Raw genomic sequence first — 21,402 nt, 5'->3', positions numbered from 1 at the left:
TCAGGAGAACCTCATGTTGAAAATCAATGGCGAACGCCTGTGGGCGAGCCTGATGGCCATGGCCGAAATCGGTGCGACAGCCCGGGGCGGCAGCTGCCGTCTGGCATTGAGCGAAGAAGACAAGGCCGGTCGTGAACTGTTCGCCCACTGGTGCCGTGAAGCCGGCATGACCTTGAGCGTGGATGCCATCGGCAACCTGTTCGCCCGCCGCGCCGGCACCGATCCGGACGCCGCGCCGGTGATGATGGGCAGCCACCTCGACACCCAGCCCGAGGGCGGGCGTTTCGATGGCGTCTACGGCGTGCTCGCTGGGCTGGAAGTCGTGCGTTGCCTCAACGACCTCAACATCCAGACCCGCAAACCGCTGGAAGTGGCGGTGTGGACCAACGAAGAAGGCGCGCGCTTCACGCCGGCCATGTTCGGCTCGGCGGTGTTTACCGGGATCATGGATCTAAGTGCTGCGCTGGCTGTTCGTGATGCAAATGGCATCAGCGTTGCCGAGGCCTTGCAGCGGACCGGTTACGCCGGTGAGCGTCCGTTGGGCGGCGCGGTGGATACGTATTTTGAAGCGCACATCGAGCAGGGCCCGATCCTTGAAGACAACGCCAAGAGCATCGGCGTGGTCACGGGTGGTCAGGCGATCCGCTGGCTCGACGTGCGCGTGGAAGGCATGGCCGCCCATGCCGGCACCACGCCGATGCCGCTGCGTAAAGACGCCTTGTACGGCGTGGCGCGGATGATCCAGGCAATCGAAGGTCTGGCGGCAGATTTTGCCCCCGAAGGCTTGACCACGGTTGGGGAACTGAGCATCAACAAGTCCTCGCGCAACACCATTCCGGGGCTGGTGAATTTCACCGTCGATCTGCGTCATCACCGCGACGACGCCATTGCTGCCATGGAGCAACAGGTCCGTGCCCGGTTGCAGGCCATCGCCGACGGTCGTGGCCTGAACCTGACGATCACCCCGCACTGGATCAGTCCGTCCACGCCGTTCGACGCCGAGTGCGTGGCGGCCGTGCAAGAGGCGGTGGATGCGCTGGGCTACGCTCAGCAGTCGATTGTCAGCGGCGCGGGGCATGACGCGATTCACCTGGCGCGCTACTGCCCGACGGCGATGGTGTTCATTCCGTGCGTCGGAGGCTTGAGCCATAACGAGGCCGAAGATGTGTTGCCCGAAGACGTGAAGCAGGGCACCGATGTTTTGCTCAACGCCGTGCTGGCCCGCGCCGGTCGAATCGAACAAGGAGTCTGAAGCATGCGCAGCTTTTTCCATCCCGAACAATTGCTCCACCACCCACGCAGTTATTACTCGCGCGGGCAGATGCGCACGCCGCAGGAAGTCCCCGAGCGCGCGCAACGTCTGGTGCAAGCCGCTCACGGTCTGGGCTTTAGTGTCGAGCAGCCCGCCGATGCCGGCCTCGCACCGTTGCTGGCGGTGCATGGCGCGCCGTATCTGACGTTCCTTCAGGAAGCCCATGCACGCTGGAAAGAAATCCCGGAAGACTGGGGTGACGAAGTGATGTCGAACATCTTCGTCCGCGAGCCGAATGCCTTGCGCGGCATCCTCGCCCAGGCTGCGCGTTACCTGGCGGACGGCAGTTGCCCGGTCGGCGAGCAGACCTGGCGTTCGGCTTATTGGTCAGCGCAAAGCGCAGTGGCCGGGGCTCAGGCGCTGATCGATGGCGAACCGGCGGCCTACGCCTTGTGCCGTCCGCCGGGACATCACGCTCGGGCCGAGGCGGCGGGCGGTTTTTGCTACGTGAATAACGCAGCGGTGGCGGCGCAGGTGCTGCGCGACAAGTTTGAAAAGGTCGCGGTGCTCGACACCGACATGCACCACGGCCAGGGCATCCAGGAAATCTTCTACGACCGCGACGACGTGCTCTACGTCTCGGTGCATGGCGATCCGACCAACTTCTATCCGGGCGTCGCCGGGTTTGCCGATGAACGCGGCAGCGGCGCGGGGGAGGGCTTCAACCTCAACCTGCCGATGGCTCATGGTTCAAGCGAGGCGGACTTCCTCGGGCAACTGGACGTCGCTTTGAGCGCGGTACGCGAGTTCGGCGCCGAGGTGCTGGTGCTGTCGCTGGGCTTCGATATCTATGAACTGGACCCGCAAAGCAAAGTCGCCGTCACCCGTGAAGGCTTCGCAACACTGGGTGAGCGCATTCGCAGCCTTGGCCTGCCGTGCCTGATCGTGCAGGAGGGCGGCTATCACCTGGAAAGTCTCGAAGACAACGCCCGGGCGTTTTTCGTGAATACCGAGGTTTGGCAGTGCTGAGACGATCCACCTGACGAAGCGCCCTGCGGTGCTTGCCATCGCCCTGACGTTAACGTAAACATTGGCGTCAGGGCGCTGAAGTAACGAAGCGCAAAGCGGACCGCTCCGGAGCGCTTGATGACTCTAATAAAAACAACCGATCCCAAGTCTCACCACGAAGCCCGGCTGGCCCGGGAAAAACTCCATCTCGAAGGGCAGGTCCCGGATGGCGTGTTGCGTGCGGAGATAGATGCTTCGTGGCGGCGCAGCCTGAGCCACGGCGTGCATTTCAATGGCAAGCATGAGCTGGCGCTGGAATCGAGCGCGAGTCTCGATGTGTTGCTGGCGAGCAATCGCCTGCTGATCGATGCGGCGATTCCGGCCATCGATTACCTGGCCGAGCGTCAGGGCAAGGAAGGCCTGATCATCCTCGCCAATTCCGACGCCACCATTCTCGCGGTCGAAGGACGTGCCGACCGGCTCAAGGGCAGCGGTTTGCAGGACATCACCCTCGGCGCCTGCTGGAGCGAAGCCGCCCGTGGCACCAACGCCCTCGGCACGGCACTGGTGGAAGCGCGGCCCACCCTGATCGATTGCGGCGAGCATTACCTCGATCGCCTCACGGATTTTTCCTGCACCTCGGTGCCGATCCATTGCCCTCAGGGCGAAATTCTCGGTGTCCTCGACCTGACCCGCGAAGGCCCGCTCGGCCGCGTCCACGACAGCACCGCGCTGCTGAGCATGGCGGTCAGCCAGATCGAGAGCCGGGTGTTCAACAACAGCTTTCCCGATCAAATTGTTCTCGCCTTCCACAGTCGCCGACAGTATCTGGAGTCGCCGTGGCAAGGCTTGCTCGCGGTGAGTCTCGGCGGGCAGATTCTGGCGGTCAGCGCCCAGGCCTGTCAGTTGCTGCGGGCCGAGCGTTCGGTACTGGTCGGCAAGCGCTGTGAGGAATTCCTCGGGGTCGATGGCGTGCAATTGCTGACCCGCCTGCAACAGGGCGGCGTCGGCAGTGTGCAGACCGCCAAGGGCGAGTTTTTCTACAAGACCCTGCGTGCTCCGGCGCGCTCGGTCAACCTCGGCGGCCCGCCACGCAGCGTGGCGAAAACCGCCAAGGCGCCACCGGATCTGGAGGCTCTGGCCAGCAACAACGCCCGTTATGCCCGAGCTCTGCGCATGGCCCGCCAAGGTCTGGCCAATGAGTTGCCGGTGTTGCTGCTCGGCGAAACCGGGACCGGTAAAGAAGTGATCGCCCGCGCCCTGCACCTGGCCGGCAGCCGCAGCGACAAACCGTTTGTAGCCGTGAACTGCGCGGCAATTCCCGAAGGCCTGATCGAGTCGGAACTGTTCGGCTACCGCGAAGGCGCGTTCACCGGATCGCGTCGTGGCGGGATGATCGGGCGTCTGCAACAAGCCCATGGCGGCACGTTGTTCCTCGATGAAATCGGCGACATGCCGCTGGCCTTGCAGGCGCGTTTGCTGCGCGTTTTGCAGGATCGCAAGGTCGCGCCGCTGGGTGCCGGGGAGGAGCAGGACATCGACGTCGCGCTGATCTGCGCCACGCACCGCGACCTCAAGCGTCAGGTCGAGGACAAGCAATTCCGCGAAGATCTGTTCTACCGGGTCAACGGCATCAGCGTGATGCTCCCGGCCCTGCGTGAGCGCGATGACTTCGCTGCGCTGGTCACTCGCCTGCTGAGCAAACTCGACGCGCCGAACGCCGTGCTGCACGACGACCTCAATCGCCTGCTCAGCGCGTATCACTGGCCGGGCAACATCCGCCAACTGGAAATGGTCTTGCGCACCGCTTTGGCGATGCGCGAACCCGGTGAAACCGTGCTGACCCTCGATCACTTGCCGGACAGCATGCTCGACGAACTCTCTGCCACCGAGAAACCCCAGACCGGCAGCATTCGCGAAAACGAACTGGAGATGATCCGCCAGTCCCTCGACACCCATCAGGGCAACGTCTCGGCCGCCGCCGACGCCCTGGGCATCAGCCGCGCAACCCTGTACCGCAAACTCAAACAGTTGCGCTCGTGATGCAGCGCCTGTTCGTGCGGCTGATCGACAGCCACAACCCCGCCGCGCTGCAAGCGGCGTTGCGCTGGCTCTACGGGTTCGTAAGGCCGCAACGGCTGGCGATTGCCGGCCTGCTCGGTCTGTCGGTGTGCGCCTCGCTGCTGGTGCTGGTGCAGCCGTGGCTGGTCAAGCTGCTGATCGACGATGGCCTGCTGGCGCGCAATTTCCCGATGCTGGTGCTGATCGCAGTGCTGATGATCATCGCCGGGTTGCTCGGCACGGCGTTGTCGGGGATCAACCGTTATCTGCACACGCGGCTGTCCGGGCGCATTCTGTTTGCCCTGCGTGACGACCTTTATCGGCATTTGCAGAAGCTGTCGCCAAGCTTCTACGGCCAGCGGCGGATCGGTGATCTGATGTCGCGGCTCGACGGCGATGTGGCGGAGATCCAGCGCTTCGCCGTGGACTCGTTGTTCTCGGCGGTATCGAGTGTGATCGGCCTGGTGGTGGCAATCGCTATGTTGTTCACGCTGTCGTGGAAACTCTCGCTGCTGGCGCTGGTGCTGATCCCGCTCGATGTGCTGTGGCTGCGCTGGATGCGCCGCAAGGTCGAGCGCGATGTGCGGCAGTTGCGCGAGCGCTCGGCGGACATGTCGTCATTCATGGTCGAGACCCTGCCGGTGATGAAATTCATCCAGTCCGCCGGCCAGCAACAGCGTGAAGCGCGGCGTCTGGAAAGCCTCGGGCAGGGCTACATGAACCAGTTGCTGCGCCTGCAAGTCACCGAGTTTTTCACCCAGGCCGTGCCCGGTACGTTGACGTCGTTGTCCCGTGCCTGTGCGTTTTTGATCGGCGGCTATTGGGTGGTGCAAGGCACCTGGCAACTCGGTGCACTGATCGCGTTTTCCACCTACCTGGGGATGGCGGTTGGACCGGTGCAGAGCCTGTTGGGGTTGTACGTGGCGATCCAGCGCATGACTGTCAGCCTGGGGCGGGTCATGGAGTTGCGCGGCGAAGAACCCACGGTGTTTTCACCGGTCACGCCGAAACCGTTTCCGTCTTCGGGCGAGCTGCGTTTCGACGCGGTGCACTTCAGCCATCCGGGCCGACCAAGCACATTGAGCGGCATTGAAGCAACGATTCCCTACGGTCTGAAAGTCGCCTTGAGCGGCGGTTCCGGCGTCGGCAAATCGACGTTGATCGATCTGCTGCAACGGCATCACGATCCGCAGTCCGGGCGAGTGCTGCTTGGCGAAGTGGATCTGCGTGAACTGGAGCTATTCGAGCTGCGCCGACGCATCGCCGTGGTCAGCCAGGACATCGTGCTGTTTCGCGGCAGCCTCGCCGACAACCTGGCTTACGCGGTGCCGGACGCCAGCCGCGCAGCCATCGCCGAGGTCGCACGGCTGGCGCAACTCGACAGCCTGATCGCGTCACTGCCCGAAGGCCTCGACAGTCCGCTGGGCGAGCGCGGTCAGCAGTTGTCCGGCGGGCAAAAACAGCGCATCGCGATTGCCCGGGCGCTATTGCAGGATCCGTTGATTCTGGTGCTCGACGAAGCCACGTCGGCCGTCGACGAAGCCACCGAGCGCGAGGTGATCGAAGCCATCGACCGGTTGTTTGCCGGGCGCACGCGGATTCTGATCAGCCATCGTCCGTCGACCCTGGCCGATGCCGATCTGCGCTTCGAATTGCTCGACGGTGTACTCATTTCGAAAACGGTGCTGCATGAAGCCTGAATTGCGTATCGGCGTGGTCGACAGCGGGCACTCGGCGGCGCAACGGGTGCAGGTGATTGCCGGGCGACGGTTCTCATTGCTGGAAGATGGTCTGGCGGAATCGGATTTGCGTGACGATCCCCTTGGCCATGGCAGCGCGGTGATCGAGGCGATCAGTCGTCGCACACCTGCCGCGCAGATCTGTGTAGCTCAAGTATTTGATCAGCGCGGCGTCACCAGCGCCTTGCAGATTTCTGCGGCTATCGATTGGCTGGTGGCGCAGGACGTGCGGCTGATCAATCTGAGCCTTGGCCTGCGGCAGGATCGCAGTCTGTTGCGCGAAGCGTGTGCGGCGGCAGTGGCCCTAGGTGTGTTGCTGTGTGCATCGAGCCCGGCGCAGGGGGCGGCGGTGTTTCCGGCCAGTTATCCGCAAGTATTGCGGGTGACCGGCGATGCCCGTTGCACCGATGAACAGTGGTCCTGGCTCGACAGCGCGCAGGCGGATTTTGCTGCCTGTGTTCGTGGCACCTACCCGGGGCAGTCCGGCGCCAGCCTGGGGTGTGCCGCGTTGAGCGGTCACATCGCCGGCTATCTGCTGGAACACCCGCTAGCGAGCAATGCCGAGGTCATCGCCTGGCTGAAACAGCACGCTCGTTATCGCGGCCCTGAACGGCGTTTTGGCCCATGACACCGATCCTGATTCTCGGTGCCGGGCCGGCCGGTGCAGCGGTGGCGTTGGGGTTGCGGCGGCTGGGTTACACCGTGACGCTGATCAGCGAATGGCGCCGGTTTTCGGCGCTCGAAGGCGTGTCGCAACGGGTGCTGGAGGCGTTGCGCGGTGCCGGGTTGGATCATGCGCTGGCGGACGCCACGTTGCCATCCCGGCGACAGGTTTCGTGGAATGGCCAGCAGCATGCGCAGAACATCGAGTTTCTGCTGGATCGCCCGGCCTTTGATCGCGGTCTGCGTGAAGACTTGCGAGTGGCCGGGGTCGAGGTGATTGAAGGGCGAATCCTCAATGTCCAGTCCTCGGTGGATGGTCATTGGGTTGAACTCGATGGCGGTCATCTGCTGACGGCGGATTTCCTGGTGGAGGCTCGGGGGCGACAGGCGCCGGCGCTCGGCAAAGGGCTGCGCGGGCCGGAGACGGTCAGTCTGCTCAATCGCTGGCAGGGTGCGCCGGGTGTGACGGCCAGCGCCGTGGAAAGCCTTGAAGACGGTTGGGCGTGGATGGCCCGGCGGGACGACGGCCAATGTTATTGGCAATGGACCGTGGACGTAGCCAGTGCCGGGTTGCCGGGAAAGGCGCAGATGCTCGATCACTGCCGTGCGCGGCGACAGGCCTCGGATTTTGCTCAAGCTTTCTTTGCTGGCGGCGTGGAGTCGGAGCTGCAACTGCACGCTCGCAGCAGTACGGCGATTCTCGCGTCACAGGTCTGCGGTGAAAACTGGATTCGTGTCGGTGACGCGGCGATGGCGGTGGATCCGCTGTCGGGCAACGGGATATTTCAGTCGCTGTCGTCGGCGTTGCAGGCGCCGGTGGTGATCAACACACTGTTGCGCAAACCTGAGCGGGCGTTGCTGGCCCAGCGTTTTCACCGTCAGCGTGTGGAGCAGTTGTTCCTGCGCTTTGCGCGGATCGGCCGGGACTTTTATGCCGATGAACAGCGCTGGCTAGATCAACCGTTCTGGCAGGCGCGGCGGCAATGGCCCGATGCTGAAGTGGCGCATGCGGCGGCAGATTTTGCAGCATTGCGCATCGAGCGAATGCCGGTGCTGCGTGACGGATTTGTCGACAAGGCCGAGGTGGTGATCACGGCGGATCAGCCGCTGGGGATTTGGCATGTGCAAGGCGTGGAGCTGGCGCCGCTGGTACGGCGGTTGCGCGATGAGCCGGCGGATCAGGTGCTGGCGGGGTTGACGCTCGAGCAGGGGCGAGCCGTTCGCGGGTGGCTGTTGGCTCAGGGTTTCAGACCCTGAGCCATGAGCCCAGTCATTACAACTTGATCAACACCGACTTCAACTCGGTGTAATGCTCGATCGCCGCATACCCCATCTCGCGCCCGACCCCGGACATCTTGTAGCCGCCAAACGGCAGCGCCGGGTCCAGCGCACTGTGGCAGTTGACCCACACCGATCCCGACTTGATCCGTGGAATCATCCGGTGCACCGCCGCCAGGTCGTTCGACCAGATGCTGGCGCCCAACCCGTAAGGGCTGTCATTGGCCATGCGTAGCGCATCGGCTTCGTCATCGAATGGAATCGCCACTAGCACCGGTCCGAAAATTTCTTCCTGAACCAGCGAATGCCGTTGATCGACATCGACAATCACCGTCGGTTTGACGAAGAACCCCGGCCCGAACTGCTCGCCACCGCAGGCGATGGTCGCGCCGCTTTCCCGGCCCATTTCGATGTAGTTGTAGACCCGCTCCTGCTGGCGCGCGGAAATCAGCGGGCCCATATCGATGCTCGGGTCGAGGCCGTTGCCGAGTTTCATCGCATTGGCGATGTCGCTGATGTCGGCCACCACGTTGTCGAAATGCTTGCGCTGTACGTACAGGCGCGAGCCTGCGCAGCAGACTTGGCCCTGATTGAAGAAAATCGCACTGGCCGCACCTGCTGCAGCGGTTTTCAGGTCGGCATCGGCCATGACGATGGTCGGTGATTTGCCGCCCAGTTCCAGGGTGACGCGGGTCATGGAGTCCATGGCGATCTTGCCGATCTGCTTGCCGACGGCGGTGGAGCCGGTGAAGGTCAGCTTGTCGACCAGCGGGTTGTGAGTCAGCGCGGAACCGGCCGTGATCCCGGTGCCGGTGACCACGTTGAACACGCCTTCCGGATAACCCGCCTCCAGCACCAGCTCCGCCAGTTTCAGCGCGGTCAGCGGGGTTTCGTCAGCCGGTTTGAGCACCACGGTGCAACCGGTGGCCAGCGCCGGGCCGAGTTTCCAGCAGGCCAAAAGCAGCGGGAAGTTCCAGGCGACGATGGCACCGACCACGCCCACGGCTTCGCGGCGGATGAAACTGTGGAACTGATCGCCGGGCATCAACGGTAGCGAAACGTCGACGCTGGAACCTTCAATCTTGGTCGCCCACCCGGCCATGTAGCGCAGGAAGTCGATGGCCAGTTGCACGTCCATCACTTGCGCCACGGCGGCGCTCTTGCCGTTGTTCAGGCATTCCAGTTGCGCCAGCAGTTCGGCGTCGCGCTGCATCAGGTCGGCAAGTTTCCACAACAAGTTTTGCCGTTCACGCGGACGGGTGCGGCTCCAGGCGGAATCATCGAAAGCCTGACGAGCGGCGAGCACCGCGCGGTCGACATCTTCCGGCGTGGCGCGAGGCACCACACACAGCACTTCGCCGGTGGCCGGGTTGTGCAGCGGCATGGTCTGGCCGTCGGCAGCTTCGACCCAGTCACCGCCGATCAGCATGCGCGGCGGGCGCTGGATGAAAGCCGAGGTGGCGGGGAGCAGATAGGGCAGGGGCATGGCGAAACCTCTTGTTGTTCGATGGGATCGACAAGGGCTTTCGCAATGCTTGTGCCAAATGCTCGAAGGTCGCGCACAGCCCCGTTTCACGGCCTGACGGGGGAAGTGTTCGATTGATAATGAGCGTGAATTTGTCTCAAAACGCGACAGTCATTGAGATGTAGGATACGCGTCCTACAAAGCCAATGCCGCTGCGACGGGGGCTGGGCGAAATCGCTCCGTTTCAGGGGTAGGAAAAGTCGCGCGTCTGACAGTTTTTACCGACTGGTGGAGGCATGAGGTACGAGCTAAGTTGCTTTGTGTATAGGGTTTTCCTGCCATGGATTTGGCGGGTCAGTGTTTTCACAAGGATGTCGATGAACAACTTAACCATTCGGTGGCTGACCAATTTCATGATAGGCGTGGGGACTGGATTTCTGGTGACGGGGTTTGCGGCGCTGTTGATCGGCGATCTGACCGATGTTGATACGATTCGGGCAGGTGCCTTGATGGCTACAAGCAGTATTTTCTTGATCGCCACCTCTTTCGCAGTTGCCATGCTCGAGGATAAATCATGACGGCTTTAATTCTGTGTTTTTGGTCATTGGGCTTTAGTTTGCTAATCACGTATGCGTTTTACCGCGAGCGTCGAATTCAAGCTGCCCTGCGTGATTCCGGGTCATTGGCAGCCAAGGCCGACACGCAAGCTGAATGTTCGATGGTTTGCGAGTTTTGTGGGCGTTACAAGGTTCACCCGGACAATTCCGTTCGCTAGGATCAGGCCATCAAGCCAATACAGGGCCCCGTCATGTACGGGGCTTGTTTATCAGTCACCTGGAGATTTCATCGCAGCTGATGCTGTCGGTTCCGCACGAACTGTCGCGCGACGCAATGTCGCCGAAGCCGCAACAACTATGCTTGTCTCAGACTGAAACAACTGTCGCGAAATTGGACGCAGGCAAGCATCGCCAGCACCGTCACTTCGCCTTGATCTTCACGTAACTGCTTGATTGAAAAGCTTATCGGCAAGCTGGCACGCTCCGTGTATTGCTCACCTCAGACGTTTCGCTTGCCTCCGTCCGTGCATCGCCGCGAACGGCAGAAACCATAAAAACGATAAGCCACAAAAATAAGAAAGCACCGTGCGAGGTTCGACGTTGATGAAGAGAAAACTCCGATCAGGCATGAGCGCCAGCCTGCTGGCCGTGGCCGCATGCGTGGCCCTGCATTCGCCCCACAGCCTGGCAGCCCGTGACGCCCAGACCATCCTCAAGGAAACCTGCCAGGGCTGTCACACCCCTGAAGCCGGCGACCAGTTGAGCCGCATCAGCCACCAGCGCAAGACCCCGGAAGGCTGGCTGATGAGCATTGCCCGCATGCAGACCATGCACGGTTTGCAGATCAGCGATGAAGACCGCCGCACGCTGGTCAAATACCTCGCCGACACCCAGGGCCTGGCGCCCAGCGAAACCGATGGCGTGCGTTACGCGCTGGAGCGACGGTTGAACACCGTCGAGCAGTTCGACGAGAAAACCGCGCAGATGTGCGGTCGCTGCCACTCCGGTGCGCGGATCGCTTTGCAACGGCGTCCGGCTCAGGAATGGGAGCGTCTGGTGAATTTTCACCTCGGCCAATGGCCGTCGCTGGAGTATCAGGCGCTGGCCCGCGACCGCGACTGGTTCGATATCGCCGGCAAGGAAATGGTCCCGCTGCTGGCCAAACGTTATCCGCTGGACAACCCGGCGTGGCAGGCCTGGGTCAAAGCCAAGCCGAAGGCCGAAGCGCTGGTCGGCGACTGGAGTTTCAGCGGCCACCTGCCGGGCAAGGGTGAACTGGCCGGCATCATGAGCGTCACCGCCGATGGCAGCGACACCTTCAAGGTTGCCGTCAAAGGTCTGTATGCCGATGGCAGCCCGTTCAACGGCGATGGCAGCGCGATTCTCTACAGCGGCTACGAATGGCGCGGCAACGTGACCGTCGATGGCGTGACCATGCGTCAGGTGTTCGCCGCACAAGGCAACGCGATGCAGGGCCGAATGTTCGAGGCCGAGCACGATGAGCGCGGTCTGGATTTCGTCGCTGCCAAACAGGGCTCCCAGCGTTTGCTGGCAGTGCAGCCGGGTTACGTGAAGGCCGGCAGCGAAACCGAAGTGACCCTGATCGGCAGCGGCCTGAGCGGCAAGCCGAATTTCGGCAAAGGCGTGGACGTGGTCGAAGTGGTCGAGCAGAACGCCGAGCGGATCAAGGTCAAGGTCAAAGCCGCGGCCAATGCCCAACCGGGCCTGCGCGCCGTCAGCGTCGGCAGCCTGAAAGGCCCGAGCCTGTCGGTGTACAGCACGATTGCCTCGGTCAAAGTGGTGCCGGAATTCTCGGTGGCGCGGATCGGCGACGGCGGCGGTTCGACGCCGAAAGTCCAGGGCCGTTTCGATGCCGAAGCCTGGGGCAAGGGCGCCGACGGCAAGCCGTATCGCATCGGCGTGTTCCCGGCGCAATGGAAAGTCGAAGCCTTCGACGAGCGCGCCAAAGAGGACGAAGACGTCAAGTTCGCCGGCACCATGCAGGCCGACGCGGGCGTGTTCACCCCGGGCGATGCCGGACCGAATCCGGCACGCAAGATGTCCACCAACAATGCCGGCAACCTCAAGGTGATCGCCGCCGTCGACGATGCAGGGAAATCCCTGACCGGCGAAGGCCACCTGATCGTCACCGTGCAACGCTGGAACAATCCACCCATTCCCTGATGTTGAAACGTGAGTTTTTCTGAACGACAGCGATTCAGACACTTTTCGGAATGACCGCAAGTCCCGCCAGGCGGGGCTTGCACAGGAGGTTTGCAATGGGCGCTATCTTGAATCTGGTCGAACGTAATCTGCACGAAGTGCACGTCGACGCCGACCGCATGCTGTTTCACATCCCCAGCAGTTCGCTGTTCGCCAGCGATGAACTGACCGGCACCATCATCGATGCGTTGCGCGGCCCTGGCTGCTCATCGGAAGACCTGATCCAGCGCCTCGGCGCGCGGTTCAACGGCGAGGAAATCAACGAGACCCTGCGCGAGCTGATCTCGCTGGAACTGGTCAGCGACGGCTCGCCGCTGACCCCGGACATCGCGGTCAAACGCGTCGAGCGCACCGCGATCAACACCGTGGTACTCAACGTCAACACCGGCTGCAACCTGAGCTGCACCTACTGCTACAAGGAAGACCTCGACAAGCCGTCCGCCGGCAAGAAAATGGATGTCGAAACCGCCATCGCGTCAGTGGAAATGCTGCTGCGTGAATCCCCCGACGAAGAACGTTTCACCGTGGTGTTTTTCGGCGGCGAGCCGCTGAGCAATCGCAAGCTGATCGAGTACATGGTCGATTACTGTGAGAAGCGTTTTGCCGAGGCCGGCAAGTTCGTCGAGTTCGTGATGACCACCAACGCCACGCTGCTCACCGAAGAAACCGTGGACTATCTGAATGCCCACCGCTTCGGATTGTCAGTGAGCATCGACGGACCGAAAACCGTGCACGACCGCAACCGTATCACCGTGGGCGGGCAGGGCACCTATGACGTGGTGCGGCGCAAGGCCGAAATGCTGCTGTCACGCTACAACAGCCGCCCGGTCGGTGCGCGGGTGACCCTGACCACCGGCGTCACCGACGTTGAAACCATCTGGGATCACCTGTTCAACGAGCTGGGGTTTGCCGAAGTCGGATTTGCCCCGGTGACGTCCGGCGATATCAGCAGCTTCAACCTGACCAACGACGAATTGATCGAAGTCTTCGCCAGCATGAAACGCCTCGGTCAGCGTTATCTGGAGGCTGCGCTGGAACACCGCAACATCGGGTTCTCCAACCTGCATCAGCTGATCACCGATATCCACGAGGGCCACAAAAAAGCCCTGCCGTGCGGCGCCGGGCTGAAGATGCTGGCGGTGGATCACAAGGGCGAACTGAACCTGTGCCACCGCTTCACCGGCTCGTCTCTGCCGACTTTCGGCAACGTCCACAGCGGGGTGAAACAGGTCGAGTTGAACGACTTTCTGTCCCAGCGCCTGGATCGCACCAACACCGGTTGCCATGACTGTCAGATCCGCAACCTGTGCTCCGGTGGCTGCTACCACGAGAGCTATGCCCGCTACGGCGACCCGGCCCACCCGACTTATCACTACTGCGAACTGATGCGTGACTGGGTCGACTTCGGCATCGAGGTCTACACCCGGATCATGGCCGCCAACCCTGCGTTCATCAGCAGCTACATCACTCCGCGCAAGGCTCACTGATATGAAACATCTCAAGGCAATCAATAACAAAGCGTTGAAGCTGGATCAGGCCGCGGACGAGAACCGCATTGAAGAGGTGGTGGCGATGAGCTCGGTCGCCGGCTGTGCCTCGACCACCGACCCGGGCTGGGAAATCGATGCGTTCGGTGGCGTATCGTCGCTGTGCCAGCCGATGGAAGCCGACCTGTATGGCTGCTCCGATCCGTGCTGGTGGCCGGCTCAGGTGCCGGACATGATGAGCACCTACCCGGACTGGAACAAGGATGCCCAGGCGTCCAACGACAACTGGCGCAACCTCGGCACTGTCTTCCCGAAAGACAAGTGATCCATAAGAAGAAGGATTCCAGCATGCACAACATCAAAGCCTGCGGCCTTGCCGCACTCGCGGTTCTGAGCGCCTGTGCGCTCCCGGTTCTGGCCGATGAAAACACCGCGCTGCAAGACGGTCACGAGTACATGTTGACCACCAATTACCCGAACAACCTGCACGTCATCGACCTGTCGACCGACAGCTTGTACAAGACCTGCAAGATGCCCGATGCCTTCGGCCCCGGCACCGTGCAGCTGTCGCCGGATCGCAAGACCGCGTACGTGCTGAACAACCATTACGCCGACGTTTACGGTGTCGAGCTGGACAGCTGCAAGCAGGTGTTCCACGCCAGCATCACCCAGCAGCCGGGCGAGAAGGCACGGTCGATGTTTGCCTTCACCGTTAGCCACGACGGCAAGGAACTGTACACCATCGCCAACCCGACTCTGATGCTCAACGACCATTACGAGGTCAAACAGCCGCGGCTGGACGTCTACGCCACCGACGCCGGAATGAACGCCAAACCGGTGCGCAGCTTCCCGGCGCCACGACAGTTGACGATCATGCAGAGCGGCGATGACGGCACGTTGTATGTGGCTGGCGCCGATGTGTACAAGGTCGATGTGAAGAGCGGCAAGTTCGACGTGCTGATCCCCAGCCGCCACTGGAAACGCCCGAACTACAGCGCCCCGGACGTGCTCTACGTGTGGAACCAGCAGACTTACCGCCACGATTTCTCGCTGCTGTACACGGCAGCGAAGTTCAAGGACAAGAAACAGGATCCGACCAGCGCTGAATACCTGTACGGCTTGTTCAGCGTTGATCTGAAAACCGGCAAGACCGAAACCACCGACTTCGGCCCGCTGACCGAAATCTATTTCAGTGGCATGCGCTCACCGAAGGATCCGAACCTGATGTTCGGTGTGCTCAACCGTCTGGCCAAGTACGACATCAAGCAGAAGAAGCTGATTCAGGCGGCCACGCTGGACCATTCCTACTACTGCATTTCGTTCAACAAGGATGGCAGCAAGATCTACCTGGCCGGGACGTTCAACGATGTGGCGATCTTCGATGCCGAGACCATGAAGCAGACTGGGAGCATCAAGTTGCCGGGTGGGGATATGGCGATTACTACGGCGCAGGTATTTGTTCGGTAATCAGGGCGTCAGGGATGACGCCTTCGCGAGCAAGCCCGCTCCCACATTTGAAATGCGGTTCAAATGTGGGAGCGGGCTTGCTCGCGAAGGGGCCCTCTAAACCGCTACAAAAATCAGGCCCCTGGCACCGGGCAACCCACATCCCCTTCCTCACACTTCAAATACTGCTTGAGCGCCTCGGTTCGATCCTTGGTCACGCGCGTAATGCATGAGCTGTAGATCATCGGGTACATACTCCCGCCCTTTACCCCGGATGCCGAAAATTCGCATTCGGCATCGCGAAAATCAATCCACGCCCGCTGAGCACTGACCAGCAGTTTTTTGCTGGCAGGCTCGCCTTTCAGGCGCGCGGCAATTTGCTGATACACCGCGTTCAGCTCTTTATCCGCCGCTTTGTTCTCTTGCCCGGCACACTGATTCATCGTCGCCTGATCGCTGGCATTGGCGCAGTCCACGGCAGCGTGGGCAACGGAAGTGAAAAGAAAAGGTGTCAGGGCCAGGAGCAGGCGTAGGGACATGAGTCATCTCGCTTTGATGAATGAAGGTGTCGGGCAGTTTAGCGACTTCGTGGCGCTATCAAGACTTGAGCTGTCTTGATGCGTTCAACAACCGTTCGGCAGTCGCTGCAATTTCAGCTCCGTCATGCAGCTTTTCCAGCCACCCGGACGGAATTCCCTGAACGCCATAATGGGCACCAGCCAACTGGCCGACAATAGCGGCCGTAGTGTCCGCATCATCGCCCAGATTCGCCGCCCGCAGGACGGCCGCGGCAAAACTGTCGGTGTGCTGGAAGCACCATAACGCCGCTTCCAGAGATTCGACGCAGTAGCCACTGCCGCGAATCTCCCTTTCAGACTTGTTCAGGTAATCGCCACGGGCAATCGCCGCCACCTTGGGCTGGTTGAAGGCACTTTGCGAGAGGTTGCGCATTTCCGCTTTTGATGCGCCTTCCAGGGCCTTGGCGAGCAACTCGGCAAACAACTGGCAGCATTCGACCGCCTCGGGCGCCGCGTGCGTGGTGCGTGAACTGTCGGCGGCGAATCGCCTGATTTGCCGAGCATCGGGGAAATAAAACATTACAACGGGCACCAGACGCATCAGCGAGCCGTTGCCTGCGCTGTAGGGATCAGTGGAGCCGGCAAACGGCTCTCCGGTGTGTTGATAGCGATCCAGCGCCTGACTCACGGTCATGCCGATATCGAAACATTCGCCGGTCGAACTCAGATAACCCCAGTGCCACCAGTTCAGATAGCGGCCCATTTGGTCGGCAGCATCGAATGCGTTTTTGTTCAGCAGGCTTTCTGCCAGACATAGCGCCATAGAGGTGTCGTCGGTCCATTGGCCCGGTTTCAGGTTGAACGGCCCGCCACCGACCATGTCGGTCAGGGACAGGAAGCTGCCCCGAGGCTGAAACTCGACGGTGGTTCCCACCGCATCGCCGCAGGCCAGACCGAGGAGGGCGCCTCGGTAACGTTCGGGGAGGGAGGGCTGCATGATGACGTCCTTGTGTCGTTCAATTCGCTGGGAACGTTATCAGTTTCACAGTGTTGATCCGTTCGGTTTCTGACGAACCGGCACCCCAACATACTGCCGGATATTTCCATTAGCTCAGACAGTTGCACTGGATTGATACAACTTCGCATTGGACATGTGGTCATACAAGCCTACTGTTCAAAACAGGAGGTGACGTATGAAACCAGTACCTAACAGCTTTGAACGTAAAATCATGCTCCGCTCGCCGCGCTCCCATGTCTGGCGTGCGCTGGTCGATGCCGAGGCGTTTGGCCAGTGGTTTGGCGTGGCCCTGGAAGGCCGGCGGTTTATCGCCGGCGAGTGGACGCAGGGGCAGGTCACGTACCCCGGTTATGAACATGTGCTCTGGAACGTGCTGGTGGAGCGAGTCGAGCCCCAGCAGTTGTTTTCCTTCCGCTGGCACCCGTATGCGGTGAACCCGAAAATCGACTACTCCCAGGAACCGACCACGCTGGTCAAATTCGAGCTGCAGGACTATGAGAATGGCACGCTGCTTAAGGTTTCCGAGTCAGGTTTCGCGCATATTCCCGATGTGCGTCAGAAAGAGGCCTACTACATGGACAGCCGTGGCTGGGAAGAGCAGTTGAGCAGGCTCGAACACTTTCTCGCCGAAACAGACAGGGCACGCGAGCGTGAAGGTGGCTGATAACGAGTGGTTTGACCCGTGGTTGAAGCGTTGGGCGCTGATGCCGGACGGCGTTCCGATCATCACGCCGGGCAGCAAGCTGTTGCCGGTGCGTCAGGGCGACGTACCGGCGATGCTGAAGGTCGCGGTGGACGACGAGGAAAAGTACGGCAACTTGCTGATGACCTGGTGGGATGGCGATGGCGCCGCCCGGGTGCTCGCTCATCACGAGGACGGCCTGTTGCTGGAGCGGGCCATGGGCCGGCGTTCGTTGATGCACATGGCGCTCAATGGCGAGGATGACGAGGCCACCCGGATCATGTGCCGGGCATTGGCGCGGCTGCATGCGCCGCGCCCTACGAAACCACCAACACTGGTGGAGCTGGCGCCGTGGTTTGCCTCGCTGCGAGTGGCCGCCACCCGATACGGCGACCAATATTCTATCTGCCTGCAAATGGCTGAAACCTTGCTCGCCGAGCCCCGTGACATCGTGGTTCTGCACGGCGACATGCACCACGACAACGTCCTCGATTTCGGCCCACGCGGCTGGCTGGCGATTGACCCGAAACGGGTGCGGGGCGAGCGTGGTTTTGACTATGCCAACCTGATCTGCAATCCGGAACTGCCGACGGCTGCCGATCCTGAACGCTTTCAACGGCAAGTCGATGTGATCTGTGAAACGGCGGGACTTGAGCGAAAATGCCTTCTGCAATGGGTACTGGCGTTTGCCGGACTGTCTGCCGCGTGGTTCATGGAGGATGACGACCAGAAAGCCGCCGTCGGACAGCTGAAAGTCGCGGATCTGGCGGCTTCTGCACTCAACGCCCGACACGCCTAAGGGTTTTCGGAAGGGGTGCTATGGCGAATGTCTTACACGCGCTGGTAGCTTTTTCGACTATTGCCGATTGGATCCACAGCGTAATCTAGCTTCATCAACTGAAGCACAGGGAGTGTTTCAGGATCATGGATGATCGACCATATGCAAGGATCGCTGCCGACAGGGAGTCGATAATGGTCTTGGGAAAAACCCGCTTCGGCGGGTTTTTTTTCGTCCGTAGAAAAGTGTCGCTCACAAACAAAAACACCGCCGATATGGCGGTGTTTCTGCATCTGCAGGTCTTACGAAGCGATCAACTGCCGCAACACGTAATGCAGGATCCCGCCGGACTTGAAGTACTCCACCTCGTTCAAGGTATCGATGCGGCACAACACTTCGATTTTCTCCTGACGCCCGTCTTCACGGGTGATCAACAGGGTCAGATTCATCCGTGGCGTCAGTTCGACACCGGTCAAACCCTGAATCTCCAGGGTTTCCTTGCCGGTGAGGTTCAGGCTCTTGCGGTTCTGATCCAGCTTGAACTGCAGCGGCAGCACGCCCATGCCCACCAGGTTGGAACGGTGAATCCGCTCGAAGCTTTCGGCAATCACCGCTTTCACCCCCAGCAGATTGGTGCCCTTGGCGGCCCAGTCACGGCTGGAACCGGTGCCATATTCTTGCCCGGCAACCACCACCAGCGGCGTGCCCGAGGCCTGATAGCGCATGGCCGCGTCGTAGATCGCCAGTTTTTCGCCGGTCGGAATGTAGATCGTATTGCCGCCTTCTTCGCCACCGAGCATTTCATTGCGGATACGGATGTTGGCGAACGTGCCGCGCATCATCACTTCATGGTTACCCCGGCGGGAGCCGTAGGAGTTGAAGTCCCGCGGTTCCACACCTTTTTCCCGCAGATAACGCCCGGCCGGGCTGTCAGCCTTGATGTTGCCGGCGGGGGAGATGTGGTCAGTGGTCACCGAATCGCCCAGTAACGCCAGTACTCGCGCACCTTTCACGTCGGTGATCACCGGCAAAGGCCCGGCAATGTCATCGAAGAACGGCGGGTGCTGGATGTAGGTCGAGTCATCCTGCCAGACATAGGTGGCGGCTTGCGGTACTTCGATGGCTTGCCACTGTTCGTCACCGGCAAACACCTCGGCATATTCCTTGTGGAACATCGCCGTGTTGACCTGATTCACCGCGTCGGCGATTTCCTTGCTGCTCGGCCAGATATCGCGCAGGTAGACCGGTTTGCCTTGCTTGTCTTCACCCAGCGGTTCGCTGCTGATGTCCGTGCGCACCGTGCCGGCCAGGGCGTAGGCGACGACCAGTGGTGGCGAGGCCAGCCAGTTGGTTTTCACCAGGGGATGCACCCGGCCTTCAAAATTGCGGTTACCGGACAGCACCGACGCCACGGTCAGGTCGGCTTTCTGGATGGCTTTTTCGATGGGTTCCGGCAGCGGCCCGGAGTTGCCGATGCAAGTGGTGCAGCCATAGCCCACCAACGAAAACCCGAGTTGATCGAGGTACTGCGTCAGTCCGGCAGCCTTGTAATAGTCAGTGACGACTTTGGAGCCCGGTGCCAGTGAGCTTTTCACCCACGGTTTACGGGTCAGGCCTTTCTCCACGGCTTTTTTCGCCAGCAGACCGGCGGCCATCATCACGCTCGGGTTGGAAGTGTTGGTGCAGGACGTGATCGCGGCAATCACCACTGCGCCGTTTTTCAGGCGATAGGTGTGGCCGTCGTACTCGTAATCGGTTTCACCGACCAGATCGGCATTGCCCACCGCGACACCGCCGCCGCCCTCGCTTTCCAGACGTCCTTCGTCCTTGCTGACGGGTTTGAACTGCAAGTCGAGGAAATCGCTGAACGCCTGGCCGACATTCGGCAGCGAGACGCGATCCTGCGGGCGTTTCGGCCCGGCGAGGCTGGCTTCGACGCTGCCCATGTCCAGCGCCAGGCTGTCGGTGAACACCGGTTCCTGACCGGGCAGGCGCCACAGGCCCTGGGCCTTGGTGTAGGCCTCGACCAGTTTCACCACTTCGGTGGGGCGACCGGACAGGCGCAGGTATTCCAGCGTCACGTCATCGACCGGGAAGAAACCGCAGGTCGCGCCATATTCCGGAGCCATGTTGGCGATAGTCGCGCGGTCGGCCAGCGGCAGGTCGGCGAGGCCGTCACCGTAGAACTCGACGAATTTGCCGACCACGCCTTTCTTGCGCAGCATCTGCGTCACGGTCAGCACCAGGTCGGTGGCGGTGATGCCTTCCTTGAGCTTGCCGGTGAGTTTGAAACCGATCACCTCAGGAATCAGCATCGATACCGGTTGCCCGAGCATCGCCGCTTCGGCTTCGATACCGCCGACGCCCCAGCCAAGTACGCCGAGGCCGTTGATCATGGTGGTGTGGGAGTCAGTGCCGACCAGCGTGTCGGGGAAGGCATAGGTGCGGCCGTCTTCATCCTTGGTCCACACCGTACGTCCGAGGTATTCGAGGTTGACCTGATGGCAGATCCCGGTGCCCGGCGGCACCACGCTGAAGTTGTCGAAGGCGCTCTGACCCCAGCGCAGAAAGGCGTAGCGTTCGCCGTTGCGCTGCATTTCGATGTCGACGTTCTGTTCGAACGCGCTGGCGCTGGCGAACTTGTCGACCATCACCGAGTGGTCGATCACCAGATCCACAGGTGACAGCGGGTTGATTCGCTGCGGATCGCCGCCGGCCTTGGCCATGGCGGCGCGCATCGCGGCCAGATCGACCACGGCGGGTACGCCGGTAAAGTCCTGCATCAGCACGCGGGCAGGGCGGTACTGGATTTCCCGGTCGGAGCGACGCTCCTTGAGCCACGCGGCAATCGCCTTGAGGTCGGCGCCGGTGACAGTTTTTTCATCTTCCCAGCGCAGCAGGTTTTCCAGCAGGACTTTCAGCGACATCGGCAGCTTGTCGAGATCGCCCAAGGTCTTGGCGGCATCCGGCAAGCTGAAATAGTGGTAAGTCTTGTCGTCGACTTTCAGGGTTTTAAGGGATTTCAGACTATCGAGGGACGGCATTACGATCACTCCTTTGAGTCCGCACGGCTACGGACTGAGGGGACGGGCAGAGCTATCAACGTAGCCCTGTTTTCAGTAGCTGGCTAATAACTGGACTCTATGGGCAAGTCCAAGGTTCCGACATCGGCTATCATGCGCCGGTTTTCGTGACAGGCTTTGCTTTGACGCAAGCCTGGACATCGC

18 protein-coding genes are annotated in these 21,402 nt (G+C 61.3%); 13 read left to right on the top strand and 5 right to left on the bottom strand.

Going from position 1 to position 21,402, the window contains the following annotated elements; translation table 11 throughout:
* The first annotated feature begins 13 nt into the window (after positions 1–13).
* From R1A29_RS19000 to qhpG, 6 genes are all read left to right on the top strand, one after another.
* Positions 14–1,252, top strand: coding sequence for a Zn-dependent hydrolase (locus R1A29_RS19000; protein ID WP_438299229.1), 1,239 nt, complete (start codon positions 14–16; stop codon positions 1,250–1,252).
* Between the two features lie 3 nt (positions 1,253–1,255).
* On the top strand, positions 1,256–2,281 hold the full coding sequence (locus R1A29_RS18995) for a histone deacetylase family protein (protein ID WP_438299228.1): 1,026 nt from the start codon (positions 1,256–1,258) through the stop codon (positions 2,279–2,281).
* A 117-nt stretch (positions 2,282–2,398) separates the two neighbouring features.
* Positions 2,399–4,303, top strand: coding sequence for a sigma-54-dependent Fis family transcriptional regulator (locus tag R1A29_RS18990; RefSeq protein ID WP_438299227.1), 1,905 nt, complete (start codon positions 2,399–2,401; stop codon positions 4,301–4,303).
* On the top strand, positions 4,303–6,021 hold the full coding sequence (locus tag R1A29_RS18985; protein WP_438299226.1) for an ABC transporter ATP-binding protein: 1,719 nt from the start codon (positions 4,303–4,305) through the stop codon (positions 6,019–6,021). The genes R1A29_RS18990 and R1A29_RS18985 overlap by 1 nt, the downstream gene beginning before the upstream one ends.
* Complete coding sequence (qhpE, locus tag R1A29_RS18980; RefSeq protein ID WP_438299225.1) at positions 6,011–6,688, top strand: subtilisin-like serine protease QhpE; 678 nt, start codon at positions 6,011–6,013, stop codon at positions 6,686–6,688. Before R1A29_RS18985 ends, qhpE begins: the two co-directional genes overlap by 11 nt.
* Positions 6,685–7,980 (top strand): flavin-dependent monooxygenase QhpG, encoded by a 1,296-nt coding sequence (qhpG, locus tag R1A29_RS18975; protein ID WP_438299223.1) that lies wholly within the window; start codon positions 6,685–6,687, stop codon positions 7,978–7,980. Before qhpE ends, qhpG begins: the two co-directional genes overlap by 4 nt.
* A 16-nt stretch (positions 7,981–7,996) precedes the next feature.
* Here qhpG and R1A29_RS18970 read toward each other — a convergent pair whose 3' ends face one another.
* A complete protein-coding gene (locus tag R1A29_RS18970) occupies positions 7,997–9,487 on the bottom strand; it encodes an aldehyde dehydrogenase family protein (protein ID WP_179694248.1) in 1,491 nt (496 codons plus the stop codon).
* 356 nt (positions 9,488–9,843) lie between these two features.
* Between R1A29_RS18970 and R1A29_RS18965 the strand changes: the two genes are divergently transcribed.
* From R1A29_RS18965 to peaD, 5 genes are all read left to right on the top strand, one after another.
* Complete coding sequence (locus R1A29_RS18965; RefSeq protein ID WP_085686895.1) at positions 9,844–10,044, top strand: hypothetical protein; 201 nt, start codon at positions 9,844–9,846, stop codon at positions 10,042–10,044.
* 582 nt (positions 10,045–10,626) lie between these two features.
* Positions 10,627–12,207 carry a quinohemoprotein amine dehydrogenase subunit alpha gene (gene peaA / locus R1A29_RS18960; RefSeq protein WP_438299222.1) on the top strand — a complete coding sequence of 527 codons (1,581 nt, stop codon included), beginning with the start codon at positions 10,627–10,629 and terminating at the stop codon, positions 12,205–12,207.
* A gap of 95 nt (positions 12,208–12,302) precedes the next feature.
* Positions 12,303–13,733, top strand: coding sequence for a quinohemoprotein amine dehydrogenase maturation protein (peaB, locus tag R1A29_RS18955; RefSeq protein ID WP_438299221.1), 1,431 nt, complete (start codon positions 12,303–12,305; stop codon positions 13,731–13,733).
* A gap of 1 nt (position 13,734) precedes the next feature.
* Positions 13,735–14,058: a quinohemoprotein amine dehydrogenase subunit gamma gene (qhpC, locus tag R1A29_RS18950; RefSeq protein ID WP_008016081.1), complete on the top strand. Its 324-nt coding sequence runs from the start codon at positions 13,735–13,737 to the stop codon at positions 14,056–14,058.
* A 23-nt stretch (positions 14,059–14,081) separates the two neighbouring features.
* The gene (gene peaD / locus R1A29_RS18945) at positions 14,082–15,200 is read left to right on the top strand and encodes a quinohemoprotein amine dehydrogenase subunit beta (protein ID WP_438299220.1); all 1,119 of its coding nucleotides are present in this window, start codon (positions 14,082–14,084) and stop codon (positions 15,198–15,200) included.
* A gap of 113 nt (positions 15,201–15,313) precedes the next feature.
* Here the strand turns inward: peaD and R1A29_RS18940 are convergent, their stop codons facing one another.
* Together R1A29_RS18940 and R1A29_RS18935 are read right to left on the bottom strand one after the other, a co-directional pair.
* Positions 15,314–15,718, bottom strand: a complete 405-nt coding sequence (locus R1A29_RS18940; RefSeq protein WP_438299219.1) for a lysozyme inhibitor LprI family protein — start codon at positions 15,716–15,718, stop codon at positions 15,314–15,316.
* A 58-nt stretch (positions 15,719–15,776) separates the two neighbouring features.
* The gene (locus tag R1A29_RS18935; RefSeq protein ID WP_438299218.1) at positions 15,777–16,694 is read right to left on the bottom strand and encodes an ADP-ribosylglycohydrolase family protein; all 918 of its coding nucleotides are present in this window, start codon (positions 16,692–16,694) and stop codon (positions 15,777–15,779) included.
* A gap of 196 nt (positions 16,695–16,890) precedes the next feature.
* Here R1A29_RS18935 and R1A29_RS18930 point away from each other — a divergent pair, with 196 nt between their 5' ends.
* A complete protein-coding gene (locus R1A29_RS18930; protein ID WP_085713126.1) occupies positions 16,891–17,379 on the top strand; it encodes an SRPBCC family protein in 489 nt (162 codons plus the stop codon).
* Positions 17,380–17,419: 40 nt separating this feature from the next.
* Positions 17,420–18,196: an aminoglycoside phosphotransferase family protein gene (locus R1A29_RS18925; protein WP_438302068.1), complete on the top strand. Its 777-nt coding sequence runs from the start codon at positions 17,420–17,422 to the stop codon at positions 18,194–18,196.
* 32 nt (positions 18,197–18,228) lie between these two features.
* Here the strand turns inward: R1A29_RS18925 and R1A29_RS18920 are convergent, their stop codons facing one another.
* Together R1A29_RS18920 and acnA are read right to left on the bottom strand one after the other, a co-directional pair.
* Positions 18,229–18,468 (bottom strand): hypothetical protein, encoded by a 240-nt coding sequence (locus R1A29_RS18920; protein ID WP_438299217.1) that lies wholly within the window; start codon positions 18,466–18,468, stop codon positions 18,229–18,231.
* Between the two features lie 9 nt (positions 18,469–18,477).
* Positions 18,478–21,219, bottom strand: coding sequence for an aconitate hydratase AcnA (gene acnA, locus R1A29_RS18915; protein ID WP_438299216.1), 2,742 nt, complete (start codon positions 21,217–21,219; stop codon positions 18,478–18,480).
* Positions 21,220–21,402 lie beyond the last annotated feature (183 nt).

The organism is Pseudomonas sp. NMS19W, assembly GCF_051554255.1.
Classification (GTDB): Bacteria; Pseudomonadota; Gammaproteobacteria; order Pseudomonadales; family Pseudomonadaceae; genus Aquipseudomonas; species Aquipseudomonas kribbensis.
This window is presented reverse-complemented; position numbering and strand designations above follow the sequence as displayed.